Here is a 22,132-nt window from a genome sequence, read left to right on the forward strand (position 1 = left end):
GTCTAGTCCGTTTTTGCCTTTAGGGGAAGGGTGAATTGCCCGCCGCGACGCGCGAAGGGCGTCGTCGACGCGCGCTTGCGGTGTGGCGTAACATCAAACAACGGCCGGCGCGGCTCGAAACGGACGACGCCCGGCGGGCACGGCTCGGATTTTCGCAAGGTTATTCTTGTATCTTATATAAGACTTGATAGTCTGGTCAGTGTAACCTCCGCGTGCCTTCAGAGAACCGGTCGCCATGACAAAAATCCTGCTTGCCGGCGTCGCCGTGATCGACATCGTGATGTCGGTCGACGAGATGCCGCGGAAGGCCGAAAAATACCGCGCCCGCGATGCGGCGATCGTCGGCGGCGGCTGCGCGGCCAACGCGGCGGTGGCCGTGGCGCGGCTGGGCGGCGAGGCGTTGCTGTGCGCGCGTGTCGGGCGCGATCCGATCGGCGCCATGATCGTTGCGGAGCTGGAGGCGGAAGGGGTCGATTGCACGCGGGTGCGCCGGCTGGACAAGGGGCGTTCGTCGTTTTCCTCGGTGTTTGTCGATGCTGGCGGCGAGCGTCAGATCGTCAATTTCCGCGATATGGAGCTCAGCTTCGATGCCGGGTGGCTCGAGGCGGACATGCCGCAGAATGTCGACGCGATCCTGGCCGACACGCGCTGGCCGCAAGGCGCGGCTGTCGCGATGCGAGCGGCGCGGCGCTTGGGCGTGCCCGGCATCCTTGATGCCGAGGCGCCGGTGCGCGAGGCCGAAGAGGCGCTCGCGCATGCCTCCCACATCGCCTTTTCGGCCCAGGGCCTGCGCGATTTCGCCGGCATGGACGATCTCGACCGCGCTCTGGCGACAGCGCGTGCGGAGACCGGCGCCTGGGTCTGCTACACCAATGGCGCGAAAGGGGTTTTCTTTCTCGACGGCGCGTCGGGCGGGCGCGTGCCTGCCTTTGCCGTCGACATCGTCGACACGCTCGGCGCGGGCGATGTCTGGCACGGCGCCTTCGCGCTGGCGCTGGGCGAGGGCCAGGCGGAAGCCGAGGCGATCCGCTTCGCCAATGCGGTGGCGGCGATCAAATGCACCCGCTTTGGCGGCCGCGAAGGAACGCCGGACCGGATCGAGGCGGACAGGTTTTTGAGGGCAGCGGCATGATCGCGCTTTCGCCGGGAAAATTGTGGGGCATGCGCAGGCTGGCCGATACCGGCGGTCGCTTCAAGATGACAGCGGTCGACCAGCGCCCGCCGATCAAGGCGCCGATCGCGGCGCATTACGGCCTCGACGAGGCGCCCTACGACGACGTCGCCGGCTTCAAGGCGCTGCTGATCGAAACCCTGCAGGCCGAATCCTCGGCGATGCTGCTCGACCCGCATTTTGCCATTCCGCGCGGCCTCCGGTTCCTGTCGCCGCAAAAGGGGCTGGTGGTCACGCTCGAGGATTCCGTGTTTCGCGAGACCGGGCAGGGGCGGGTGTCGCAGGAGATCGACAACTGGTCCGTCGGCAAGATCAAACGCATGGGCGGCGATGCGGTCAAGGTTCTGGCCTGGTATCGGCCGGATGCCGGCGCTGCTGTCTGTGCGCAGCAACGTGACTTCACGAAACGAATCGGGGAAGCCTGCCAGCGCTTTGATATCCCGTTCGTTTTCGAGCTTTTGGTCTATCCGTTGGCGGCCGATGCGCATCAGACGCGCGACTATGTCGAACTGAAGGGCAAGAAGGCGGACGACGTGCTGAAATCGGTCGAGACCTTCGCTGCCTCCGACTACGGCGTCGATCTGTTCAAGCTCGAAAGCCCGGTCAATGCCGACGACGTGCCGGGCGCCGATGGCGACGGGGCGGCCGCCGTCCAGGCGCTGTTCGACGAGATGGGCCGGCTTGCGGGGCGGCCCTGGGTGATGCTGTCGGCGGGCGCGGGCGAGGAGGCGTTCCGCAGGATACTCACCCATGCCTTTCGCGCCGGCGCGTCGGGATATCTCGCCGGCCGGGCGATCTGGCTGGAGGCGTTTTCGCATTTCCCCGACTGGCCGCGCATGCGCGCCGCGCTGGAAACCGACGCGGCGGCCTATATGCGCACCCTAAACAGCCTGACCGATGCAAAGGCGATGCCCTGGGACGTCCATCCGGCCTATGGCGCGAACGGCGCGCGGTTTTGTCCCGCCGATGCGGGTTTCCGCCACAGCTACGGAGAGCTGGCGTGAGACATCTTGCCGGGTCAGTTGAAGACGATGCGGCCGAGCACGACCAGGCCGGTCTCGTCGGGCGCGACGATCAGCGCCTCGCCCTCGCGCGTCGCGCGTCCGGTGAGCGCCTTGATGACGGTCAGATCGGCGACCATGATCATGTTGCCGGAGCCGGAAAAGCCATGCACCGCCTCGACGGTTGCGGCCAGAGCCTCGGCGGTGGCCGTCTCGTCCTCGCCGGGCGGGTCGAGCGGCGCGAAGGCTTCCACCGCGTCGGCGCCGAAGGCCAGACGCGCCGTCTCCAGGGCCCGGCAGAGCCGGCTCGACAGGACGCGTTCCACCGGCGCGCCGCGCGCGGCGATCAGCGAGCCGAGACGGCGCGCCTGGTTCCGGCCACGTTCGGACAGGTTGCGCTGGGTGTTGCATTTTTCGATATCGAAATTGGGCGGTTCGATCGTGCCGAGCGCATAGGCATGGCGCATCAGCACGACCTGGCCGCCGCCGCGCAGCAGCGCCCATCCGGCTTCGGTCGCCTGGACCGGCAGGGCGAAAAAAATCAGTGCGAGGGTGGTGAATATCCGGATCATGCGCCTTCCTGTCGGATCGCCGAACACTGGATATAGGGATACGGGATGGGAAGCAAAGCCAAAGCGCCCGGCAACGGCAAGATCGCGATCCTGCCGCTCGGGCGGCCGACTTTCGACCTCCCCTTTGCCGAGGAGAGACTGGCGGCGATGCTGGCCGCGCTCGAGCGCGCCGGCGCCGAACTGACGGGCCCCCGCTCGCTGCTGCTCGACCTTGATGCCGCGCGCGCCGCGATCGCCGACCTGTCGGCGAGCGTCCCCGACCAGGTGCTTGTGCTGCAGGTCACTTTCACCGATGCCGGCATGGTGGCCGAGGCGGCGCGGGCCTTTTCCGGCCCGTTGTCGATCTGGGCGGTGCCGGAGCCGCGTCTCGGCGGACGGTTGAGGCTGAACGCGTTTTGCGGGCTCAACCTCGCCGCGCACGCGCTCGGCCTGGCTGAACGGGCGTTCGGCTATCTCTACGCCGACCCGCAGGCGGCGGAGGTCGATCGCGATCTGGCTGCGCTGCTTGCGGGCAAGCGCATCGCGCGGCCGGAGCCGACGCGCCCGGCGACAGGCGGTGATCCGCGCGGGCGGCAGGCCGCCCTCAGCCTGCGCGGTACGCGTATCGGTCGCATCGGCAAGCATCCCGACGGCTTCGATACCTGCGCCTACGACGAGGCGAAGATCGCCGCGCTGGCGGGCGTGCATGTCGAAGAACTCGAACTCGACACCCTGTTCCACCGCGCAGGCGCGGCGGAGAACACCGCCGTCGAAACGGTCGCGACGCATGCGCAAACGACGCTTGGCGGACTGGACCGCATCGATCAGGGCCAGCTCGACCGGTCCTACCGTCTCAAGGTCGCGCTCGACGGGTTGCGCGTCGACAATCGCTACGATGCGTTTGCGATCCGCTGCTGGCCGGAAAGCTTTACCGAGTATGGCGGGGCGGTGTGCGGGCCGGTGGCGATGCTGGGCGAGGCGCGCGTTCCGTGCGCCTGCGAGGCCGACGTCTATGGCGCTTTGTCGAGCCTGCTTCTGCAGCGTGTCGCCGGCACGCCGGCCTTTTTGACCGACCTTGTCGATCTCGACGCGGCCGACAATAGCGGTGTTGTGTGGCATTGCGGCCAGGCGCCGCTGTCGATGGCCGATCCGGGTTTCGCGCCGCAGGCGACCATCCACACCAACCGCAGGATGCCGCTGCTTTACCAGTTCCCGCTGAGGCCCGGCCGGGTCACCTTTTTGCGCATCAGCCAGGCGCGGGGGCGAACGGTGGCGGTGATCGGTGGCGGCGAGATGCTCAAGCGGCCGATGGCTTTTACCGGCACGTCGGGCGTGGTGCGCTTCGACACCCCGGCGGCAAAACTGCTCGATCGCGTCATGGGCGCGGCGCTCGAGCATCACCTCGCGCTCGCTTATGGAGACCATCGCGATGCTCTCGGAGCCGCAGCCGAAACCCTCGGCATCCCGATCCTCGACCTCTGACATGCGCGCCGGCACGATACGCTACGCCGTGATCGGCACGGGCATGATGGGCCGCGAGCACATGCGCAATATCGCCCTGCTCGAGGGGGCCGAAATCACCGCGCTCGCCGATCCGAATGCCGACAGCCTGGCGCAGGCGGTGGCGGGCGGCCGCGCCGGACTGGCGCAATACCGGGATCACCGCGCGCTGCTGTCGGCCGGCGGCTTCGACTGCGTGGTGATCGCCAGTCCCAACGACACCCATGCCGCGGTGCTCGCCGACGTGCTGGCGGCGCAAAAGCCGGTGCTGGTGGAAAAGCCGCTTTGCGCGACGCTCGAGGATTGCCGCGCGATGCTGCGGCTTGCCGAAAAGGCGGTCGCTCCGGCCTGGGTGGCGATGGAATATCGCTACATGCCGCCGGTCGAGCGGCTGATCGACAAATTGCGGGCCGGCGAGGCGGGACGGCTCAAAATGATCGCGATTCGCGAGCATCGCTTTCCGTTTTTGCAGAAAATCGACGATTGGAACCGGTTTTCCGTGCGTACCGGCGGCACTTTGGTCGAAAAATGCTGTCATTTCTTCGATCTTATGCGGTTTATGGCCGGGGCGGAGGCCAGGCGCGTCTACGCCTCGGGCGCCATGGACGTCAATTTTGTCGGCGAGACCTATGGCGGCCGGCCGGCGGACATTCTCGACAACGCCTTCGTCGTCGTCGATTTCGATAACGGCGTGCGCGCCATGCTCGATCTGTGCATGTTTGCCGAAGGGTCCTATTGGCAGGAACAGATCGCCGCGACCGGGGATCTGGCCTCGATCGAGGCGTTCGTGCCCGGACCGGCCCGATTTTCGCCCGACGGGCGCGTGCGGCTGTCGGAACTGGTCGTTTCGCCACGCGCCACCAAACAGCCCGTGCGCGAGGAAATCCATGTCGATCCCGTCATCCTGGCGGCGGGCGATCATCACGGCTCGACCTTTTTCCAGCATCAGAAATTTCTCGACATGGTGCGCCACGGCGGAACGCCCGAAGTCACGCTCGAGGACGGCATGCGCGCGGTGATGATCGGCCAGGCGGCGGAGGAAAGCGCCAGGACGGGCTCGGCGATCGCGCTCTGAGGCCGGGCCGGCGGGCGGCGTGCCTTGCCGGCGGCCGCCGACTTGCCTATCAGGCAGGCATGTCCGCCGAAGTCGAAGCCGTGTTGTTCATTTTCGGTCTGATCGCGCTTGGCTACCTCGCCGGCGTGAGCGGCTATCTGAAGGCGGAGGCCGGCGATGCGCTGGCCGAATTCGCGGTCTCGGTCGCGGTGCCGCTGTTGTTGTTCAAGACCATGCAAAGCGCCGATTTCCACGGCGCGGCGCCCTGGTCGTTGTGGATTGCCTATTTCGCCTCGGTGGCGATCGCCTGGGCGCTCGGCCAGTTCGTCACCACGCGGGTCTTCGGTCGCGATGCGCGCGCCGGGGTGGTCGGCGGCGTGTCGGCCTCATTTTCCAACACAGTTCTGCTCGGCATTCCGCTGGTGCTCGGCGTGTTCGGCCAGGCCGGATTCGAGATCCTGGCGCTGATCGTGTCGGTGCATCTGGTGGTGATGATGGCGGCCTCGATCGTCGTTTTCGCTATTCTCGACGGCAGCCGCGACGGCGCGCCGCGCCCGTCCGCCATGGTTTCCGATTTTTTCGGCAAGCTTTTGCGCAATCCGATCATCATCGGCATTCTGGCAGGTCTCGCCTTCCGCTTTACCGGTTGGCAACTGCCCGGCCTCGGCCTGCGTTTCGTCGACGCGCTGGCCGGCATTGCCGGGCCGCTGGCGCTGTTTTCGATCGGCCTCGGGCTGCGTCGCTACGGCATTGCCGGCAATCTGCGCGCCGGCGTCGCCCTTGCCGGGTTCAAGCTCGTCTTGATGCCGACGCTGACCCTGGTCCTGGCGCTGGCGCTCGGCCTGCCGCCGCTGGCCGCCCAGGTCGCCGTCATCACCGCGTCGCTGCCGACCGGCGTCAACGCCTATCTGATCGCCGTCCAGTTCGGAACCGGTCAGGCGATCTCGACAAACGCGATGATGATCGCCACGAGCTGCGCGGTGGTCACGATTTCGCTGTGGCTGTTGGTGCTGCAGGCCGTGTTCGGCTGAGGCGGGGCGGGATCAGCGCAGTTCGGCGGCGTAATGGGCCATGTCGGTCAGGCAGCGCGAGACGCGCAGCTCGACCGGCTTGTTTTCCAGGTCGAAGGCCACGCGCGTGATCTCCAGCAGCGGCGTGTGCGTTGCGCAGCCGAGATGGGCCGCGTCCGCCTCTGACGCCGCGACCGCCTTCAACCGCTCGCTGGCCCTTGCGATGGTGACACCCCAACGCTGCGAATAGAGGCCGTAAACGTTGTTGGGCAGGTCGGCGACGTCGCCAAAGCCCGCAAACCGCGCCGCGGGCAGGCGGATCGTTTCCACCAGGAGCGGCTTGTCGCGGATCGAGCGCAGCCGCTCGGTCAGCCACACGGCCTCGCCGGCCTGCAGGTCCAGCGCCCGGGCGTCGCGGCGGGTCGCGCGAGCCCGGTCGCGCTTGAGGATGCGCGATTGCGGAAACGAGGTCTCGCCGTCGTCCGGCACCATCCGGAAGAACTGGAACAGGATGCGGCTTTCCTCCGGGCTGGCGACGAAGGTGCCGCGACCCTGGCGCCGGATCAAAAGGTTCTCCGCCGTCATCGCGTCGAGCGCCTTGCGGATCGTGCCCTGGCTGACCCCGACCTGGCGCGCCAGCTCCATCTCGGAGGGGATCAACTGGCCCGGCTGCCACTCGCCGTCGATCAGGCGCCGGACGAGTTGGTCCTTCACCTGCATGTAGAGCGGCTTGTAGGCGAATGTGGTGGCTGGCGCGTTCTCGTTCATGACCGAATCCCCGTATCGGACCCCGATTTTCTAGCCGGTCGGAATTGACTTTGCCAGAATTTTATATCTTATGTCTTATATAAGACTTGAGCATTCCAAATGGGGGCTGACGGGATTTCATGACCATTCCACACCTGCTCGTGCATGATCGGAAGGACAATGTCGGCGTTGTCGTGGTCGAGGGGCTGACGGCGGGAACCCGCATGCTGGCCGCCGTCACCGAGGACGATTCCAGCTTCGAGATCGAAGCCGGAAACGACGTTCCGATCGGTCACAAAGTGGCGCTTCGCGACATCGCCGACGGCGACACCGCGATCAAATATGGCGAGGATATCGGGCGCTTCGTAGCCGATGTGGCGCGCGGCGAACACGTGCACGTCCACAATCTGAAGACCAAGCGCTGGTAGGCGCCGGACGCGGGAACGGGTTTTCCGCATCGCACGAAATTGGCACGGGAAAAGCGAAGATGGCCGCGAACTATTCCAATCTGACATTCAAGGGCTACCGGCGCGACAATGGCCGGGTGGGCGTCAGGAACCACGTCGTCATCCTGCCGGTGGACGACATCTCCAATGCCGCCTGCGAGGCGGTGGCCAACAATATCAAGGGCACGCTGGCGCTGCCGCACGCCTATGGCAGGCTGCAGTTCGGCGCCGACCTCGACCTGCATTTCCGCACCATGATCGGCACCGGCGCCAACCCGAACGTGGCCGCCTGCATCGTGATCGGCATCGAGCCGGGCTGGACCAAAAAGATCGTCGACGGAATCGCTGAAACCGGCAAGCCGGTGGCCGGGTTCTCGATCGAGCAGAACGGCGACCTGAAGACGATCATGGACGCCTCGCGCAAGGCGAAGGAATTCGTCCATTACGCCACCGAGCTGCAGCGCGAGGATTGCGCGGTTGGCGAGCTGTGGGTGTCCACCAAATGCGGCGAGAGCGACACGACAACCGGGCTCGGCTCGTGCCCGACGGTCGGCAACATGTACGACAAGCTGCTGCCGGAAGGCATTTACGGCTGTTTCGGCGAGACCTCCGAGATCACGGGCGCCGAGCATATCTGCAAGCAGCGCGCCGCCAGCCCGGAGGTCGGCGAGCGCTGGTACGCGATGTGGAAGGCCTATCAGGACGACGTCATTTTCGCGCATCAGACCGACGATCTGTCGGAGAGCCAGCCCACCAAGGGCAATATCGAGGGCGGGCTGACGACGATCGAGGAAAAGGCGCTCGGCAATCTGGAAAAGATCGGCCGCACGTCGAAATTCATCGACATATTGGAGCCGGCCGAGGCGCCCCGATCGGGCAAGGGGCTCTATTTCATGGACAGTTCGTCGGCGGCAGCCGAATGCGTGACGCTGATGGCGGCCGGCGGTTATGTCGTGCACACGTTTCCGACCGGCCAGGGCAATGTGATCGGCAACCCGATCGTGCCGGTGATCAAGATCACCGCCAATCCGCGCACGGTGCGCACGATGGGCGAACATGTCGACCTCGACGTGTCCGGCATCTTGCGCCGGGAGATGACGATCGACGATGCCGGTGACGCGCTGATCGACATGATCGTGCGCACGGCGAGCGGCCGCAGCACCGCCGCCGAGGCGCTTGGCCATCGCGAATTCGTCATGACCAAGCTCTACCGGAGCGCCTGAGCGCTCCAGTTGCGGAGATCGGGCTCCATCGCCCGCAATTTCGCGACGATCCTGTCGCGGCTCATCCTTTTGCCGCCGCTCGTGCCGATTATCGGCCGGCGGCGGCGATTTGATATTATCGGAGGCCCGCCTGATGCCGGGCGGCGTTCAAACGGGAAACCGCATTGCCCATGCCTGAAATCGTGATCGCCGAATTCATGGACGAGACCGCCGTGGAGCACATGCGTCAGCGCCACGACACGCTCTACGACGCCACGCTCGTCGACCGGCCGGATGCCCTGGCCGCCGCCCTTGCCGAAGCGCGCGTGCTCGTGGTGCGCAACCGCACCCAGGTGCGCGGCGCGCTGCTGGCGGCGGCGCCGCGCCTGGAGATGGTCGGCCGTCTCGGTGTCGGCCTCGACAATATCGACCTGGCCGCCTGCGCGGCGCGCGCCATCGCCGTGGTTCCGGCGACCGGCGCCAACGACCTGTCGGTGGCCGAATATGTGATCACGACGGCGATGACGCTGTTGCGCGGCGCCTATGCGGCAAGCGGCGCGGTGGCCGCCGGCGCCTGGCCGCGCCAGACGCTGATCGGCCGCGAATTGTCGGGCCGGACGATCGGGCTGCTCGGCTACGGCGCGATCGCGCGCGAGGTCGCGGCGCGGGCGCGCGCGCTCGGCATGGCGGTCGTTGCGCACGACCCGCTGCTCGACGCGGCCGATCCGGCCTGGGGAACGACGCGGCCGATGACGCTCGACGCGCTGCTTGTGGCGGCCGATGTCGTCAGCCTGCACGTGCCTTTGACGGAGGCCACCCGACACATGATCGGCGCGGCGGAACTCGCGCGCATGAAGGACGATGCGATCCTCGTCAACGCGGCGCGCGGTGGGGTGATCGACGAGACGGCCCTTGCCGCCGCATTGCGTGCGGGAAGGATCGGCGGGGCCGCGCTCGACGTTTTCGAGGCCGAGCCGCTGACGGCCGAGGCCGGGAAAAAATTCGTCGGCCTGCCCAATCTGATCCTGACGCCGCATATTGCCGGGGTGACGGTGGAATCGAATATCCGCGTCTCGGCGGTGATCGCCGACGCGGTGCTGGCGCATCTGGAGGCGCGGTGATGGGCGAACGTCTTTTGACGGCCGACGACGCGCATCGCCTGTGCGTGGCGGCGCTGACGGCCTCGCGCACGACGGCCAACAATGCCGAGGCGGTGGCGCGCGCGCTGGTCGGCGCCGAACTGGCCGGGCAGGGCGGTCACGGCCTGAGCCGGGTGCCGGCCTATGCCGCCCAGGCGCGGGCGGGCAAGGTCGACGGCTTCGCCACCGCGACTGCGACCCTGACCCGGCCGGGCGCCGTCCAGATCGACGCCGCGCACGGTTTTGCCTATCCCGCGCTCGAACTCGCCGTCGCCCGGCTTGCCGAGATCGCGCCGGCCCAGGGCGTGGCGCTTGCCGGCATCAGGCGCTCGCACCATGCCGGGGTGGCCGGGCTGACGGTGGAGGCATTGGCCGAACGGGGGCTGGTGGCGCTGCTTTTTGCCAACGCGCCGGCGGCGATGGCGCCCTGGGGCGGACGGCGGCCGCTCTACGGCACCGATCCGATCGCCTTTGCCTGTCCGGTGGAGGGCGGCGCGCCGGTGGTGGTCGACGTGTCGCTGTCGAAAGTCGCCCGCGGCAGGATCATGGCCGCACGGCAGAAGGGCGAACCGATTGCCGAGGGCTGGGCGCTCGACAGCGCCGGCAACCCGACCACCGACGCCGAGGCCGCGCTTGCCGGCACGATGGTGCCGCTCGGCGATGCCAAGGGCACCGCGCTGGCGCTGATGGTGGAATTGCTGGCGGCCGGGCTGACCGGCGCCAACTATGCTTACGAACAGACCTCGTTCTTCGATGCCGAGGGCGCGCCGCCGGGAACCGGCCAGCTTCTGATTGCGATTGATCCAGCCGCCTTCGGTGCTGTCAGCGCGGTTGCCCGTTTTGCCGAAATGTCGCAAATTGTCGCCGAAACGGATGGAGCGCGAGTGCCGGGGCAAAGACGGCACGAAATCCGACACCGTTTGCGGCGCGACGGCATTCCGCTCGATTCGGCGCTTATTCAGGATATTGAAACCATTGCCGCCGGGTAGCGCGGTACGGAGGCGATTTATGTTGCAGAAGACCAGCCACTATATGCGTCAGGCCAACCTGATCGGCGGCGAATGGGTCGATGCCGATTCCGGCGCGACGCTGGACGTGACCAACCCGGCCAACGGGCAAACGATCGGCACGGTGCCGAAATCGGGCACGGCGGAGACCCGGCGCGCCATCGAGGCGGCCGAAAAGGCTTTCCAGTCGTGGAAGAAGACGTCGGCCAACGAACGGTCCAAATTGCTGCGCCGGCTGCACGACCTCATCCTGGAGAACCAGGACCCGCTGGCCGAGCTCCTGACGATGGAGCAGGGCAAGTCGCTTGCCGAGGCCAAGGGCGAGGTGGCGATCTCGGCCGCCTATATTCTGTGGTTCGCGGAGGAGGGGCGGCGCACCTATGGCGACGTGGTGCCGAGCCCGTGGGCGGACCGTCGCCTGCTGGTCACCAAGGAGCCGGTGGGCGTGGTCGCGGCGATCACGCCGTGGAACTTTCCCTCCTCGATGCTGGCCCGCAAGATCGGTCCGGCGCTTGCCGCCGGCTGCACGGCGGTGGTCAAGCCCGCCTCGCAGACGCCCTATTCGGGGCTTGCCTGGGGCGCGCTGTGCGAGGAGGCGGGTTTCCCGAAGGGCGTCATCAATATCGTCACCGGCTCGGCGAGCGAGATCGGCGACGAATTGTGCTCCAATCCGCTGGTGCGCAAGATCACCTTCACCGGCTCGACCGAGATCGGCAAGATGCTGATCGAGAAATCGGCCTCGACGGTGAAGAAGGTGTCGATGGAACTCGGCGGCAATGCGCCGTTCGTGGTTTTCGACGATGCCGATATCGACCGCGCCGTCGAAGGCGCGATGGTGGCCAAATACCGCAATTCCGGCCAGACCTGCGTGTGCACCAACCGGTTTTTCGTCCAGGCCGGCGTCTATGACACCTTCGTCGAGAAGCTCGCCGCCGCCTCGCGCAAGCTGAAGGTCGGCGCCGGGCTCGACGACGGCACCCAGCAGGGGCCGCTGATCGACGTGAAGGCGGTCGAGAAGGTCGAGGAACTGATCGCCGACGCGACCGCGAAGGGCGGCACGGTCGTCACCGGCGGCAAGCGCCACGACCTCGGCGGCTCGTTCTTCGAGCCGACGGTGATTTCCGGCGCCACCACCGCCATGCGGGTGATGAAGGAGGAGATTTTCGGTCCGGTCGCGCCGGTGTTCCGTTTCGAGACCGAGGACGAGGCGGTCGCCATGGCCAACGACACCGAATTCGGCCTGGCCTGCTATTTCTATTCCGGCGATCTCGGCCGCGCCTTCCGGGTCACCGAGGCGCTGAAATATGGCATGGTCGGTGTCAATGAGGGCCTGATCACCACGGTCGAGGTGCCGTTCGGCGGGGTCAAGGAGTCCGGTCTCGGGCGCGAGGGCGGCCATCAGGGCATCGACGATTATCTCGACACCAAATATGTCTGCATCGGCGGCCTCGGCCTCTGATGCGACGCAGCCGCCGGCCCCGCGGGGGGGGGGGCGGCGATCCACCGATTGTAGCCATCGACGGAGCGGGACATGGCAGGCCCCGAATTGTTCGGCACGACCGAGGCGGGCGAGACGGTGCACCGCCTCGCCATTTCCGGCGGCGGGCTGCGGGCCAACATCCTGACCTGGGGCGCCGTCGTCCAGGATCTGCGTTTGTCGGGCCATGACGCGCCGCTGGTGCTGGGATTTGAGCGTTTTGCCGATTATCCGGCGCATTCGCCCTATTTCGGGGCGATTGCCGGTCGTTACGCCAACCGGATCCGCGACGGACATTTCACCATCGAGGGCCAGCGCTTCGAGACCGACCGCAATTTTCTCGGCAAGCACACGCTGCATGGCGGCTCGACGGGGACCGGCAAGCGCGTCTGGCGGCTCGAGGCACACGGCGAGGATTTCGTCGCCCTGTCGCTGAAGGATGCCGACGGCACGATGGGGTTTCCGGGCGAGCTCGACATGTCGTGCACCTATCGGCTGAAGCTTCCGGGCACGCTGTCGGTGGAACTGAGCGCGACCGCGGAGGCGCCGACGCTGTGCAATCTCGCCCATCACTCCTATTTCAACCTCGACGACGGCGGCACCGGCGACATTCTGGACCATCGGGCGATGATCGCGGCCCTGGCCTATCTGCCGGTCGACGCGGAGATGATCCCGACCGGCGTGGTGGAGCCGGTGGAAGGCACGGCGTTCGACTTTCTGCTGCCGCGGCCGATCCGTCATGCCGACGAACACAACGCTCAACTCGCCTACGACCACAATTTCTGCCTGGCGGCCGCGCGCGGCCCCCTGCGCCAGGCGGCCTGGGTGCAGAGCGCGCATTCGGGCGTGGAGATGGAGGTGTGGACCACCGAGCCCGGCATCCAGTTTTACGCCGGCCACAAGCTCGCGCCGCAGGCCGACGGGCTCGGCGGGCGCCGCTACCGTGCGCATGCCGGTTTCTGCCTCGAACCGCAGGTCTGGCCGGATGCGCCGAACCGGCCCTATTTTCCGCAGGCCGTTCTGTGGCCCGGCGACCGCTACCGCCAGGTGACGGAATACCGTTTCAGATAGGCTCGAACGCCGCCCGCAGGATCGAAAACGGCGCCAGCGCGCCGCGCACCTGGACCACGGCCGCTGCGACCTGGTGGGCGCGTCGCGCCGCCTCGTGCGGCGGATGGCCGGAAAGGCGCGCGGCCAGATAGCCGCCATTGAAGGAATCGCCGGCGCCGGTGGTGTCGACTGGGTTTTCCACCGCGACAGCGGCAATCGGTTCGGCACGGCCGTTGCAGACAACCAGCGCGGGATCGGCGCCGTCCTTGACGACGATTTCGCCGATGCCGGCCTTGGCCAGCCGGTCGGCGGTCGCCTGCGGCTTTGGGTCGGCGAAAAGCGCGTTTTCGTCGGGAAAGGTCGGCAGGGCGATGTCGGTGAGCGCCAGCGCCTCGCCGATCGCGGCCTTGGCGGCGGCGGCCGACGGCCACAGGCGCGGGCGGTAATTGGGATCGAAGGCGACCGTCGCGCCGGCGGCGCGCGCGGTGGCGAGCGCGTCGAGCAGATGTTGCCGGGCGGGCACGTCGAGAATTGCCAAAGTGATTCCGGAAAAATAGATAAGCGTCCGGTTTTGAAGGCTTTTCGCCAATGGGTCTGCGTCGTCGGCGAGCCGGCGGGCGGCGGCGTCGGAGCGCCAGTAGGTAAAGGAGCGTTCGGCGCCATCGAGCGTGATGGCGTAAAGGCCGGGGCGGGCGCCGGCGATTTTCGGACTTGCCGCGACGCCGATGCCGTTTTCCTGCATGAAGCCGATCTGCGCGGCCGAGAACGGGTCGTCGCCGAAGGCCGACACGTAGTCGCATGCGTGCGCGGTGTCGGTCAGCGCGCGGAGCGCCCACAGCGTGTTGAACGTGTCGCCGGCATGGCCCATGCGCCACAATCCGTCCTCGGCGCCGGCAAGCTCCAGCATGCATTCCCCGACCGCCGCGATATGTCCTGCCCGCATTCCGTCTCTCTCCGATCCTGGACCTTGCTCCTACACGGGTCGACACTGGGATGTCGATTGTCGGATTGGCTCGTTGCGAGAGTGCTGTGGTGCGTTCTGCCGTCCCGAGGTCGCGAAGCGGTTGTCTTCGGCGCGATTTGGTTCGAAAAGGACCCATGAGCAGATTCCTTGTCGCCCTGGTTGCCGCAGCCGTCCTGGCCCTCGGCGTGATCTATTTCTACGACCCCGGCGGGGCGGGCTCGGAGACGCTCGATCTGGCGCGTTCCAAACCGTCGGTGAACGGGCTTTACATCGTCGCCATCGCGCCCGAGGCGGAACCCGTCGAAACCGGTGTCTTGCACGGTTGGGTGTTGACGCTGACCGTGCCCGACGGCGCGCCGGTCGAGGATGCGCAGATCGAGGTCGGCGGCGGCATGCCCGATCACGGCCACGGCCTGCCGACCAGCCCCGAGATGACGACCTATCTCGGCGAGGGGCGCTACCGGATCGAGGGGGTGCGGTTCAACATGGGCGGCTGGTGGGTGCTGGACTTCACCGTGCGGGCCGGACCCGGCGAGGATACGGTCCGCTTCAACATCAGACTGTGACCGTGAGACCATGGCCAGCCTGAATACTCTCGCCCGCGTCCTTGTCGCCGCCGCGCCGGCGTTGCTTGGGGGCTGCGGCGAGGACGGGCTGAGCCTGGCCGAGCGCGAGGCCGTCGCCTCGCTGTCGCTGGCCGCGCTCGGCGCTGCGCCGGCATCCGTTTCCAACAAGGTGGCCGACGATCCGGGCGCGGCCGCCCTCGGCGAGGCGCTGTTTTTCGACACGCGGCTGAGCGCCAACGGCGCCGTCGCCTGCGCTACCTGCCACGATCCGCAACGCCAGTTCCAGGACGACCTGCCGCGCGCCCAGGCGCTCGGCACCGGCCCGCGCCGCACCATGCCGCTCGCCGGCGCGGCGTGGAACCTGTTCTTCTTCTGGGACGGGCGCAAGGATTCGCTGTGGAGCCAGGCGCTCGAGCCGCTGGAAAACCCGCTCGAGCACGGGCTGACGCGCACCGCTGTCGTTCGGTTGGTCGCGCGTCATCATCGCGCCGGCTACGAGGCGGTGTTCGGGCCGCTGCCGGCGCTTGCGGTTCTGCCGGCGGCCGCCGGCCCGTTCGGCACTGGTTCCGAGCGGGCGGCCTGGGCTGGGCTGGACGAGACGGCGCGACGGGCCGTCAACGGCGCTTTCGCCAATGTCGGCAAGGCGATTGCGGCCTTCGAACGCACGATCCCGCCGGTCAAGACACGCTTCGACCGTTATGCGGCCGCGCTCGCGCGCGGCGAGCCGCCCGAAGGCGATGCCGCCTTCAGCGATCTCGAACGGGAAGGGCTCCGGCTGTTCGTCGGCAGCGCCAACTGTCTGGAATGCCACAACGGACCGCGCTTCACCGACGACCATTTCCACAATACCGGTGTTGCCGACGATCCGCAGGCGCCGGCCGGCCGCGAGCGCGCGGGAGCGATTGCGCGGCTTCTGGCCGACCCGTTCAACTGCCAGGGCGATTTCAGCGACGCAGCCGAAGGCGACTGCGCGGAGCTGCGTTTCATGCTGCGCAACGGTCCCGAGCTGGAACGGGCGTTCAAGACGCCGTCGCTGCGCGGCGTGGCGCTGCGCGCGCCCTATATGCATGCCGGGCAGATCGCGACGCTGGAAGCGGTGGTCGAGCACTATGCGAACGCGCCGACATCGCCGGCCGGCGCAAGCGAGCTGCGGCCGGTGCGGCTGACCGAGCGCGGCAAGGCGGCGCTGGTGGCGTTTCTGAAGACGCTGAACTAGGCCTTCGGTTGCGAAGAACCCCCTCAGCGGTCCTTGACGGTTTCCATCGCCACATAGGTCGAGGTCTGCGCCACATGGGGCAGGGCGGAGATCTTTTCGCCCAGCACGCGGCGATAGGCGGCGATGTCCCTGGTGCGCACCTTCAACAGATAGTCGAAGCTCGCCGCGATCATGTGGCACTGCTCGATCTCGGGCACGCCGAGTACGGCGCGGTTGAAGGCGTCGAGCGCGGCCGAACGGGTGTCGGAGAGCTTGACCTGGACGAAGGCGATATGGCCTTCGCCCATGCGCTCGCGATCGACGATTGCCGCGTAGCCGCGAATATAGCCGTCGGCCTCCAGCCGCCGGACCCGCGCCTGCACCGGCGTCTTGGACAGGCCGACCTTGGCGGCGAGTTCGGCCATGGACAGCCGGCCCTGGCGCGCCAGCGCCGCGACGATGTTGCGGTCTATACGGTCCAAACGATCTGTCATTGCTCGTTCAGTAAATCTATTGATTTGAGATGATCCGTATTTTTAGGTCAATTGCGCCGAAAATGCCAGCGTTTTGGGCGTTGCCATGCCTGGCGAAATGGTATGACCGTTCCCGACGGCTCAGCTTGACCGCTCTACGGCAGGCAAGCCTATTGTGACGAGAGGAGGTCCATGACGATGTCCGCACTTTCCAAGCATCGGGCGCTGATCCGCGCCAATTATCTGCCCGACGAGGATGCCGCGCTCGAACGCCTGGTCGCACTGGCCGGATTGCAGGCCGAAGAGCGTATGGCGATCTCGGCGCGGGCGACCGATCTGGTGCGGGCCGTGCGCGGCTCGTCCGATCCGCAGATGATGGAAGTGTTCTTGTCGGAATACGGGCTTTCGACCAAGGAGGGCGTGGCGCTGATGTGCCTGGCGGAGGCGCTGCTCAGGGTGCCCGACGCCGAGACCGTCGACGATCTGATCCGCGACAAGATCGCGCCGCACGACTGGTCGGCGCATTCGGGCGAATCGAGCTCGATCTTCGTCAACGCCTCGACCTGGGCGCTGATGCTGACCGGACGGGTTCTGGAGGAAGGCGAGGGCGGCATCGAACGCACCCTGCGCGGCATGGTGCGCCGGCTCGGCGAACCGGTGATCCGCACCGCTGTGTCGGCGGCGATGCGCGAGATGGGCGAGCAGTTCGTGCTCGGCCGCACCATCGCCGAGGCGGTCAAGCGCGGCCGCGCCTATACGCAGAAAGCCTATCTCTATTCCTACGACATGCTCGGCGAGGCGGCGCGTACGGAGACCGACGCCAAGCGGTATCATCGCGCCTATGCCGATGCGATCGCGGCGCTGGCTGTTCATGCTTCGGGCGACGACATTCGCCGCAATCCCGGCATTTCGGTCAAGCTCTCGGCACTGCATCCGCGTTACGAATTCGCCCAGCGCGAACGCATGCTGCCGGTGATGGTCGAGCGTCTCAGCGCGCTTGCCTATGCCGCGCGCGATGCCCGCATGGGGCTCAATATCGACGCCGAGGAGGCCGAGCGGCTCGACCTGTCGCTCGACGTGATCGAACAGGTGCTGGCCGACCCGGAGCTCGCCGGCTGGGATGGGTTCGGCGTGGTCGTGCAGGCCTACGGGCCACGCGCGGCCTTCACCATCGACTGGCTGCACGCACTCGCCGAAAAGCTCGACCGCAGGATCATGGTGCGGCTCGTCAAGGGCGCCTATTGGGATACCGAGATCAAGCGCGCCCAGGTGCTCGGGCTTGCCGGCTATCCGGTGTTCACCCGCAAGGTCAACACCGACGTGTCCTACATCGCCTGCGCGCGCAAGCTGCTCGCCATGACCGACCGCATCTATCCGCAATTCGCCACCCACAACGCCCACACCGTGGCCGCGATCCTGGCGATTGCCGACGACAGAAGCAGCTTCGAGTTCCAGCGCCTGCACGGCATGGGCGAGGCGCTGCACGAGGCGGTGCGCAAGCGCGAAGGCACGCGCTGCCGCATCTATGCGCCGGTCGGCGCGCATTCCGACCTTCTGGCCTATCTCGTGCGCCGGTTGCTCGAAAACGGGGCCAATTCCTCGTTCGTGCACCAGATCGTCGACGAGGAGGTGAGCGCGGAGGAGATCGCGCGCGATCCGTTCGCCGTGATCGCCGGCCAGGGCCGCGCCCACAATCCGGCAATCCCGATGCCGGCCGGGATTTATGGCCGCGGACGGCGCAACGCCAGGGGATGGGACCTGACCGACCCGGTCACCTTCGCCGAGATCGAGGCGGCGCGCAAACCGTTCGATGCCGGCTTCACCTGGACGGCAAAACCGATCACGCCGGCCGCCGGCGCGGGCGCAAAACGGGTGATCGTCAATCCGGCCCGGCCCGACGACACGGTCGGCACGGTGGAGGAGGCGACGGCGGATATCGTCAAGGACGCTGTCCGGGTCGCGGCCGCCGCGCAGCCGGACTGGGCCATGCTACCGGTCGCGACTCGCGCGGCCATGCTTGCCAAAGCCGCCGATCTTTACGAGGACAATGCGGCCGAGTTTTTCGCGCTGTGCACCCGCGAGGCCGGCAAGACCTTGGCCGACGGCGTGGCGGAACTGCGCGAGGCGGTCGATTTTTTGCGCTACTACGCGGCCGAGGCGGCGAAGGCACAGCCCAACAGCCAGGCGCGCGGGGTGATCGCCTGCATCTCGCCTTGGAATTTTCCGCTCGCCATCTTCACCGGCCAGATCGCGGCCGCGCTCGTCACCGGCAATGCGGTGATCGCCAAGCCGGCCGAGCAGACGCCGCTGATCGCCGCCAGGGCGGTGGCGCTCCTGCACGAGGCCGGCATTCCCGCCGCAATCCTGCAGCTTCTGCCGGGTGACGGCCCGTCGGTGGGCGCGCCGCTGGTGGCGCGGCCCGAGATCGCCGGGGTGTGTTTTACCGGCTCGACCGAGGTCGCACGGCTGATCGAGCGCCAGCTCGCCGAGACGGCGCCGCCGGACGCGATGCTGATCGCCGAAACCGGCGGGCTCAACGCCATGGTGGTGGATTCGACCGCCCTGCCCGAACAGGCGGTGCGCGACATTCTCGCCTCGTCGTTCCAGAGCGCCGGCCAGCGCTGTTCGGCGCTGCGCGTGCTTTACGTGCAAAAGGACGTCGAAAAGAAGATGATGGAGATGCTGCGCGGGGCGGCCGAGGCGCTGGTGGTCGGCGATCCGCGCGACATCGCCTGCGATGTCGGTCCGGTGATCGACGACGAGGCGCAGACGACGATCAACGCCTATTGCGCCGAGATGGAGGCCAAGGGCAAGGTCGCGCTCAAGCTGCCGGTGCCGGCCGAGGGCCGGTTCGTGGCCCCGCACATCGTGCGCGTATCGGGGATCGGCGAACTGGAGCGCGAGATTTTCGGACCCGTGCTGCACGTGGCGACTTTTGGAGCCGACGAGATCGACCGGGTGATCGCGGCGGTCAACCTGAAGGGGTACGGGCTGACCTTCGGCCTGCACACGCGCATCGAGGAGCGCGTGCAGCGTTTCGTCGACGGCGTGCATGCCGGCAATCTCTACGTCAACCGCAACCAGATCGGCGCCGTCGTCGGCGCGCAGCCGTTCGGCGGCGAGGGACTGTCGGGCACCGGGCCGAAGGCGGGCGGGCCGCATTATCTGCGCCGTTTCCGCAAGTCCGGCGCAGACCGCCCGGCGCCGGTGGCGGGCGAGCCGGTCAACGCCACCATGATCGTGGAGCATTTCGTCGATCCGGTGAAGCACGGCTGGGCCGGACGCGGCGACCGCATCGCCATCCTGAGAAAGCACCTGCGCGGCAAGGGCGCCGAAGCGGTGGCGGCCGCCGCCAGCCTCGATCTCGGACCCTACGACCTGCCGGGGCCGACCGGCGAGGCGAACACCTTGATGCTGCCGCCGCGCGGGCGGGTGCTGTGCCTGGGGCCGGAGCCCGACATGCTCCTGGCCCAGACCGTGCAGGCGCTGGCCGCCGGCAACGCGGTCGTGGCGGTCGCGCCGGGGGCCATGCAGGCCTTGCAGCCGCTTCTGTCAAAAGGGCTGCCGCTCAACGCGCTCGACGGCGTGGTGGCGCCGGCGGTGCTTTCCGAGATCGCCGTCGACCTGGTCGCCTTCGCAGCCGAGGACGGGGCGCTGCGGGCTGTCAGGACAGAGCTTGCGCAGCGCACCGGGCCGATCGTGCCGGTGCTGGTGGAGGTGATCGATCCGGCGGCCTATGCGCATGAGCGGGCTGTGTGCGTCGACACCACGGCGGCCGGCGGCAATGCGAGCCTGCTCGCCGCCGTGTGAGCCCGGATCGGGCCGGGACGGCGCAACGGCGAGGTGAGGTTCGTCGGCGCGTCTCAGGATTTTTCGCGGACAGGCCGGTCGAGCGCGCCGCCGAATTTTTCTTCCGCCTCGGCTTCGGTGTAATAGCCGAGTGCGACGTCGCGGCGCACCAGGGCGGGATCGCGTTCGCGCGGGTTCCCGTAACCGCCGCCGCCCGGCGTGCCGACGCTGACGCGGTCGCCGGGCTTGAGCGCGATGTCCTGTTCCTTGGACAGATGTTGCGGCACATGGGCGACGCCGTCGCGCCACACGGTGACGGTGTTGACGCCGCCGTCGGCGCCGCCGAGCACACCCTGCGGGCCGAACCGGCCATGGTCCATGACGAAGGAGGCGCGCGCCTCGCCGCGCAGGAGCTCGACCTCGTAGGCAAGCCCGAAGCCGCCGCGATGCCGGCCCGCGCCGCCGGAGCCCTCGCGCAGCGCGTAGTGGCGGTAGAGGATCGGATAGGCCTGCTCCATCACCTCGATCGGCGGCGATTTGGAAATACCGATGGTCGAACAGCCATTGCTGAGCCCGTCATGGTCGCTGTTGCCGCCATAACCGCCGCCGGAAATCTGGTACATCACATAGTCGCGCCCGCGCGCCGGATCGTGGCCGCCGAGGGCGAAATTGCCGGACGAGCCGGCCGGTGCCGCCGTCACGTGCTCTGGCAGAGCCTGGACCAGGGCGGCGAACACCGCTTCGGCGATGCGCTGCGAGACCTCGGCCGCGCAGCCGGAGACCGGGCGCGGATAATGCGCGTCGAGAAACGTGCCCTCGGGACGCCGGATCTCCAGCGGCTCGAACGCGCCGGCGCTGAGCGGCACGTCGGGAAAGATATGGCGCATGGCCAGATAGACCGACGACAGCGTGGTGGCGAGCACGCTGTTCATCGGCCCCGCGCAGGGCGGGCTTGAGCCGGCAAAGTCGAACACCAGCCGCTCGCCGGTCTTTTCGACCGCAAGCGCGATCGTCAGCGGCCGGTCGACGACCCCGTCGGAATCGACATGGGCCGTCGCGCGATAAACGCCGTCGGCGATGTCGGCGATACGCGCGCGCATCTGCTCGGCCGCGCGCCGGCGCAATTCGGCGATCGCGGCCAGAACGGTGTCGTCGCCGTAGCGATCGAGCAGGGCGCACAGCCGCTCCTCGCCGACCATCAGCGCGGCGGCCTGGGCCTTGATGTCGCCGATGCGCTGGTCGGCGACGCGGATATTGGAGGCGATGATGGCGTGGATTTCGGGATCGAGTTCGCCGCGCTTGAAAAGCTTGACCGGCGGCAGCCGCAGCCCCTCCTGCTCGACGGCGGTGGCCGACGCCGAAAACCCGCCCGGAACCGAGCCGCCAATGTCGGGCCAGTGGCCGGTATTGGACAGCCAGCAGAAAATTTCGCCGTTGCGCCACACCGGCCGGGCAAAACGCACGTCCATCAAATGGGTGCCGCCGAGATAAGGGTCGTTGACGATATAGATGTCGCCCGGCTCGGGCGGCAGGCAGCGCCCGTCGGCGATCATCTCGATCAGCGTACGGGTGGAATATTCCATCACGCCGACAAATACCGGCAGCCCGCCGACGCCCTGGGCGATCAGCGCGCCGTCGCCGGCGGCATAGATGCCGTCGGAGCGGTCATTGGCCTCGGCGATCACCGGCGAGAACGCCGCGCGCGAAAAGGCCAGATCCATCTCGTCGCAGACCTGTTGTAGCGCGGCCTGGATGACGGTCAGGGTGATCGGGTCGAGCTCGGCCATCGC

19 protein-coding genes are annotated in these 22,132 nt (G+C 67.6%); 14 read left to right on the forward strand and 5 right to left on the reverse strand.

Annotated features, from left to right (window positions below; all coding sequences use genetic code 11):
• Window positions 1–235 precede the first annotated feature (235 nt).
• Both GN330_RS08710 and GN330_RS08715 read left to right on the forward strand, forming a co-directional pair.
• A complete protein-coding gene (locus tag GN330_RS08710) occupies window positions 236–1,132 on the forward strand; it encodes a PfkB family carbohydrate kinase (RefSeq protein WP_156712299.1) in 897 nt (298 codons plus the stop codon).
• Window positions 1,129–2,175: a tagatose 1,6-diphosphate aldolase gene (locus GN330_RS08715; protein ID WP_156712300.1), complete on the forward strand. Its 1,047-nt coding sequence runs from the start codon at window positions 1,129–1,131 to the stop codon at window positions 2,173–2,175. The genes GN330_RS08710 and GN330_RS08715 overlap by 4 nt, the downstream gene beginning before the upstream one ends.
• Before the next feature lie 14 nt (window positions 2,176–2,189).
• On the opposite strand, the gene GN330_RS08720 is transcribed toward GN330_RS08715, so the two are convergent.
• Window positions 2,190–2,744 (reverse strand): histidine phosphatase family protein, encoded by a 555-nt coding sequence (locus tag GN330_RS08720; protein WP_156712301.1) that lies wholly within the window; start codon window positions 2,742–2,744, stop codon window positions 2,190–2,192.
• Window positions 2,745–2,789: 45 nt separating this feature from the next.
• Here GN330_RS08720 and GN330_RS08725 point away from each other — a divergent pair, with 45 nt between their 5' ends.
• Genes GN330_RS08725 through GN330_RS08735 form a run of 3 tightly spaced genes read left to right on the forward strand, consistent with a single transcriptional unit; the run spans window position 2,790 to window position 6,308 of the window.
• Complete coding sequence (locus GN330_RS08725) at window positions 2,790–4,205, forward strand: L-fucose/L-arabinose isomerase family protein (RefSeq protein ID WP_156712302.1); 1,416 nt, start codon at window positions 2,790–2,792, stop codon at window positions 4,203–4,205.
• Window positions 4,153–5,298, forward strand: a complete 1,146-nt coding sequence (locus tag GN330_RS08730) for a Gfo/Idh/MocA family protein (RefSeq protein ID WP_246188597.1) — start codon at window positions 4,153–4,155, stop codon at window positions 5,296–5,298. The genes GN330_RS08725 and GN330_RS08730 overlap by 53 nt, the downstream gene beginning before the upstream one ends.
• Before the next feature lie 59 nt (window positions 5,299–5,357).
• Window positions 5,358–6,308, forward strand: a complete 951-nt coding sequence (locus GN330_RS08735) for an AEC family transporter (RefSeq protein WP_156712303.1) — start codon at window positions 5,358–5,360, stop codon at window positions 6,306–6,308.
• A gap of 12 nt (window positions 6,309–6,320) precedes the next feature.
• Here the strand turns inward: GN330_RS08735 and GN330_RS08740 are convergent, their stop codons facing one another.
• On the reverse strand, window positions 6,321–7,055 hold the full coding sequence (locus GN330_RS08740; protein ID WP_156712304.1) for a GntR family transcriptional regulator: 735 nt from the start codon (window positions 7,053–7,055) through the stop codon (window positions 6,321–6,323).
• 119 nt (window positions 7,056–7,174) lie between these two features.
• On the opposite strand from GN330_RS08740, the gene GN330_RS08745 reads away from it, so the two are divergent.
• The 6 genes from GN330_RS08745 to GN330_RS08770 all read left to right on the forward strand — a co-directional run bounded on the left by GN330_RS08745 (window position 7,175) and on the right by GN330_RS08770 (window position 13,376).
• Window positions 7,175–7,462: a UxaA family hydrolase gene (locus GN330_RS08745; protein WP_156712305.1), complete on the forward strand. Its 288-nt coding sequence runs from the start codon at window positions 7,175–7,177 to the stop codon at window positions 7,460–7,462.
• 59 nt (window positions 7,463–7,521) lie between these two features.
• Window positions 7,522–8,703, forward strand: coding sequence for a UxaA family hydrolase (locus GN330_RS08750; RefSeq protein ID WP_156712306.1), 1,182 nt, complete (start codon window positions 7,522–7,524; stop codon window positions 8,701–8,703).
• Between the two features lie 170 nt (window positions 8,704–8,873).
• On the forward strand, window positions 8,874–9,803 hold the full coding sequence (locus GN330_RS08755) for an NAD(P)-dependent oxidoreductase (RefSeq protein ID WP_156712307.1): 930 nt from the start codon (window positions 8,874–8,876) through the stop codon (window positions 9,801–9,803).
• The gene (locus GN330_RS08760) at window positions 9,803–10,810 is read left to right on the forward strand and encodes an Ldh family oxidoreductase (RefSeq protein WP_156712308.1); all 1,008 of its coding nucleotides are present in this window, start codon (window positions 9,803–9,805) and stop codon (window positions 10,808–10,810) included. Before GN330_RS08755 ends, GN330_RS08760 begins: the two co-directional genes overlap by 1 nt.
• A gap of 19 nt (window positions 10,811–10,829) precedes the next feature.
• The gene (locus GN330_RS08765) at window positions 10,830–12,287 is read left to right on the forward strand and encodes an NAD-dependent succinate-semialdehyde dehydrogenase (RefSeq protein WP_156712309.1); all 1,458 of its coding nucleotides are present in this window, start codon (window positions 10,830–10,832) and stop codon (window positions 12,285–12,287) included.
• 72 nt (window positions 12,288–12,359) lie between these two features.
• A complete protein-coding gene (locus GN330_RS08770; RefSeq protein WP_156712310.1) occupies window positions 12,360–13,376 on the forward strand; it encodes an aldose epimerase family protein in 1,017 nt (338 codons plus the stop codon).
• Here the strand turns inward: GN330_RS08770 and GN330_RS08775 are convergent.
• The gene (locus GN330_RS08775) at window positions 13,369–14,298 is read right to left on the reverse strand and encodes a sugar kinase (protein ID WP_156712311.1); all 930 of its coding nucleotides are present in this window, start codon (window positions 14,296–14,298) and stop codon (window positions 13,369–13,371) included. The two genes, GN330_RS08770 and GN330_RS08775, sit on opposite strands and share 8 nt — an antisense overlap.
• A 155-nt stretch (window positions 14,299–14,453) precedes the next feature.
• Here GN330_RS08775 and GN330_RS08780 point away from each other — a divergent pair, with 155 nt between their 5' ends.
• Together GN330_RS08780 and GN330_RS08785 are read left to right on the forward strand one after the other, a co-directional pair.
• Window positions 14,454–14,885, forward strand: coding sequence for a FixH family protein (locus GN330_RS08780; RefSeq protein ID WP_156712312.1), 432 nt, complete (start codon window positions 14,454–14,456; stop codon window positions 14,883–14,885).
• Window positions 14,886–14,895: 10 nt separating this feature from the next.
• The gene (locus tag GN330_RS08785; RefSeq protein ID WP_156712313.1) at window positions 14,896–16,101 is read left to right on the forward strand and encodes a cytochrome-c peroxidase; all 1,206 of its coding nucleotides are present in this window, start codon (window positions 14,896–14,898) and stop codon (window positions 16,099–16,101) included.
• A 23-nt stretch (window positions 16,102–16,124) separates the two neighbouring features.
• Here the strand turns inward: GN330_RS08785 and GN330_RS08790 are convergent, their stop codons facing one another.
• Entirely contained in the window at window positions 16,125–16,574 is a 450-nt protein-coding gene (locus GN330_RS08790; RefSeq protein WP_106571730.1) for an Lrp/AsnC ligand binding domain-containing protein, read from the reverse strand.
• A 177-nt stretch (window positions 16,575–16,751) separates the two neighbouring features.
• Between GN330_RS08790 and putA the strand changes: the two genes are divergently transcribed.
• Window positions 16,752–20,363, forward strand: coding sequence for a bifunctional proline dehydrogenase/L-glutamate gamma-semialdehyde dehydrogenase PutA (gene putA, locus GN330_RS08795; protein WP_156712314.1), 3,612 nt, complete (start codon window positions 16,752–16,754; stop codon window positions 20,361–20,363).
• Window positions 20,364–20,416: 53 nt separating this feature from the next.
• On the opposite strand, the gene GN330_RS08800 is transcribed toward putA, so the two are convergent.
• Entirely contained in the window at window positions 20,417–22,129 is a 1,713-nt protein-coding gene (locus GN330_RS08800) for a hydantoinase B/oxoprolinase family protein (RefSeq protein ID WP_156712315.1), read from the reverse strand.
• Window positions 22,130–22,132 lie beyond the last annotated feature (3 nt).

The sequence above is a fragment of the Nitratireductor arenosus genome (assembly GCF_009742725.1).
Classification (GTDB): domain Bacteria; phylum Pseudomonadota; class Alphaproteobacteria; order Rhizobiales; family Rhizobiaceae; genus Mangrovimarina; species Mangrovimarina arenosa.

Excerpts from the sequence above, each read along its gene's own strand:
- GN330_RS08710 (WP_156712299.1), top strand. The coding sequence starts at position 236 with ATGACAAAAATCCTGCTTGCCGGCGTCGCCGTGATCGACATCGTGATG.
- GN330_RS08715 (WP_156712300.1), top strand. The coding sequence starts at position 1,129 with ATGATCGCGCTTTCGCCGGGAAAATTGTGGGGCATGCGCAGGCTGGCC.
- GN330_RS08720 (WP_156712301.1), bottom strand. The coding sequence starts at position 2,744 with ATGATCCGGATATTCACCACCCTCGCACTGATTTTTTTCGCCCTGCCG.
- GN330_RS08725 (WP_156712302.1), top strand. The coding sequence starts at position 2,790 with ATGGGAAGCAAAGCCAAAGCGCCCGGCAACGGCAAGATCGCGATCCTG.
- GN330_RS08730 (WP_246188597.1), top strand. The coding sequence starts at position 4,153 with ATGCTCTCGGAGCCGCAGCCGAAACCCTCGGCATCCCGATCCTCGACC.
- GN330_RS08735 (WP_156712303.1), top strand. The coding sequence starts at position 5,358 with ATGTCCGCCGAAGTCGAAGCCGTGTTGTTCATTTTCGGTCTGATCGCG.
- GN330_RS08740 (WP_156712304.1), bottom strand. The coding sequence starts at position 7,055 with ATGAACGAGAACGCGCCAGCCACCACATTCGCCTACAAGCCGCTCTAC.
- GN330_RS08745 (WP_156712305.1), top strand. The coding sequence starts at position 7,175 with ATGACCATTCCACACCTGCTCGTGCATGATCGGAAGGACAATGTCGGC.
- GN330_RS08750 (WP_156712306.1), top strand. The coding sequence starts at position 7,522 with ATGGCCGCGAACTATTCCAATCTGACATTCAAGGGCTACCGGCGCGAC.
- GN330_RS08755 (WP_156712307.1), top strand. The coding sequence starts at position 8,874 with ATGCCTGAAATCGTGATCGCCGAATTCATGGACGAGACCGCCGTGGAG.
- GN330_RS08760 (WP_156712308.1), top strand. The coding sequence starts at position 9,803 with ATGGGCGAACGTCTTTTGACGGCCGACGACGCGCATCGCCTGTGCGTG.
- GN330_RS08765 (WP_156712309.1), top strand. The coding sequence starts at position 10,830 with ATGTTGCAGAAGACCAGCCACTATATGCGTCAGGCCAACCTGATCGGC.
- GN330_RS08770 (WP_156712310.1), top strand. The coding sequence starts at position 12,360 with ATGGCAGGCCCCGAATTGTTCGGCACGACCGAGGCGGGCGAGACGGTG.
- GN330_RS08775 (WP_156712311.1), bottom strand. The coding sequence starts at position 14,298 with ATGCGGGCAGGACATATCGCGGCGGTCGGGGAATGCATGCTGGAGCTT.
- GN330_RS08780 (WP_156712312.1), top strand. The coding sequence starts at position 14,454 with ATGAGCAGATTCCTTGTCGCCCTGGTTGCCGCAGCCGTCCTGGCCCTC.
- GN330_RS08785 (WP_156712313.1), top strand. The coding sequence starts at position 14,896 with ATGGCCAGCCTGAATACTCTCGCCCGCGTCCTTGTCGCCGCCGCGCCG.
- GN330_RS08790 (WP_106571730.1), bottom strand. The coding sequence starts at position 16,574 with ATGACAGATCGTTTGGACCGTATAGACCGCAACATCGTCGCGGCGCTG.
- putA (WP_156712314.1), top strand. The coding sequence starts at position 16,752 with ATGTCCGCACTTTCCAAGCATCGGGCGCTGATCCGCGCCAATTATCTG.
- GN330_RS08800 (WP_156712315.1), bottom strand. The coding sequence starts at position 22,129 with ATGGCCGAGCTCGACCCGATCACCCTGACCGTCATCCAGGCCGCGCTA.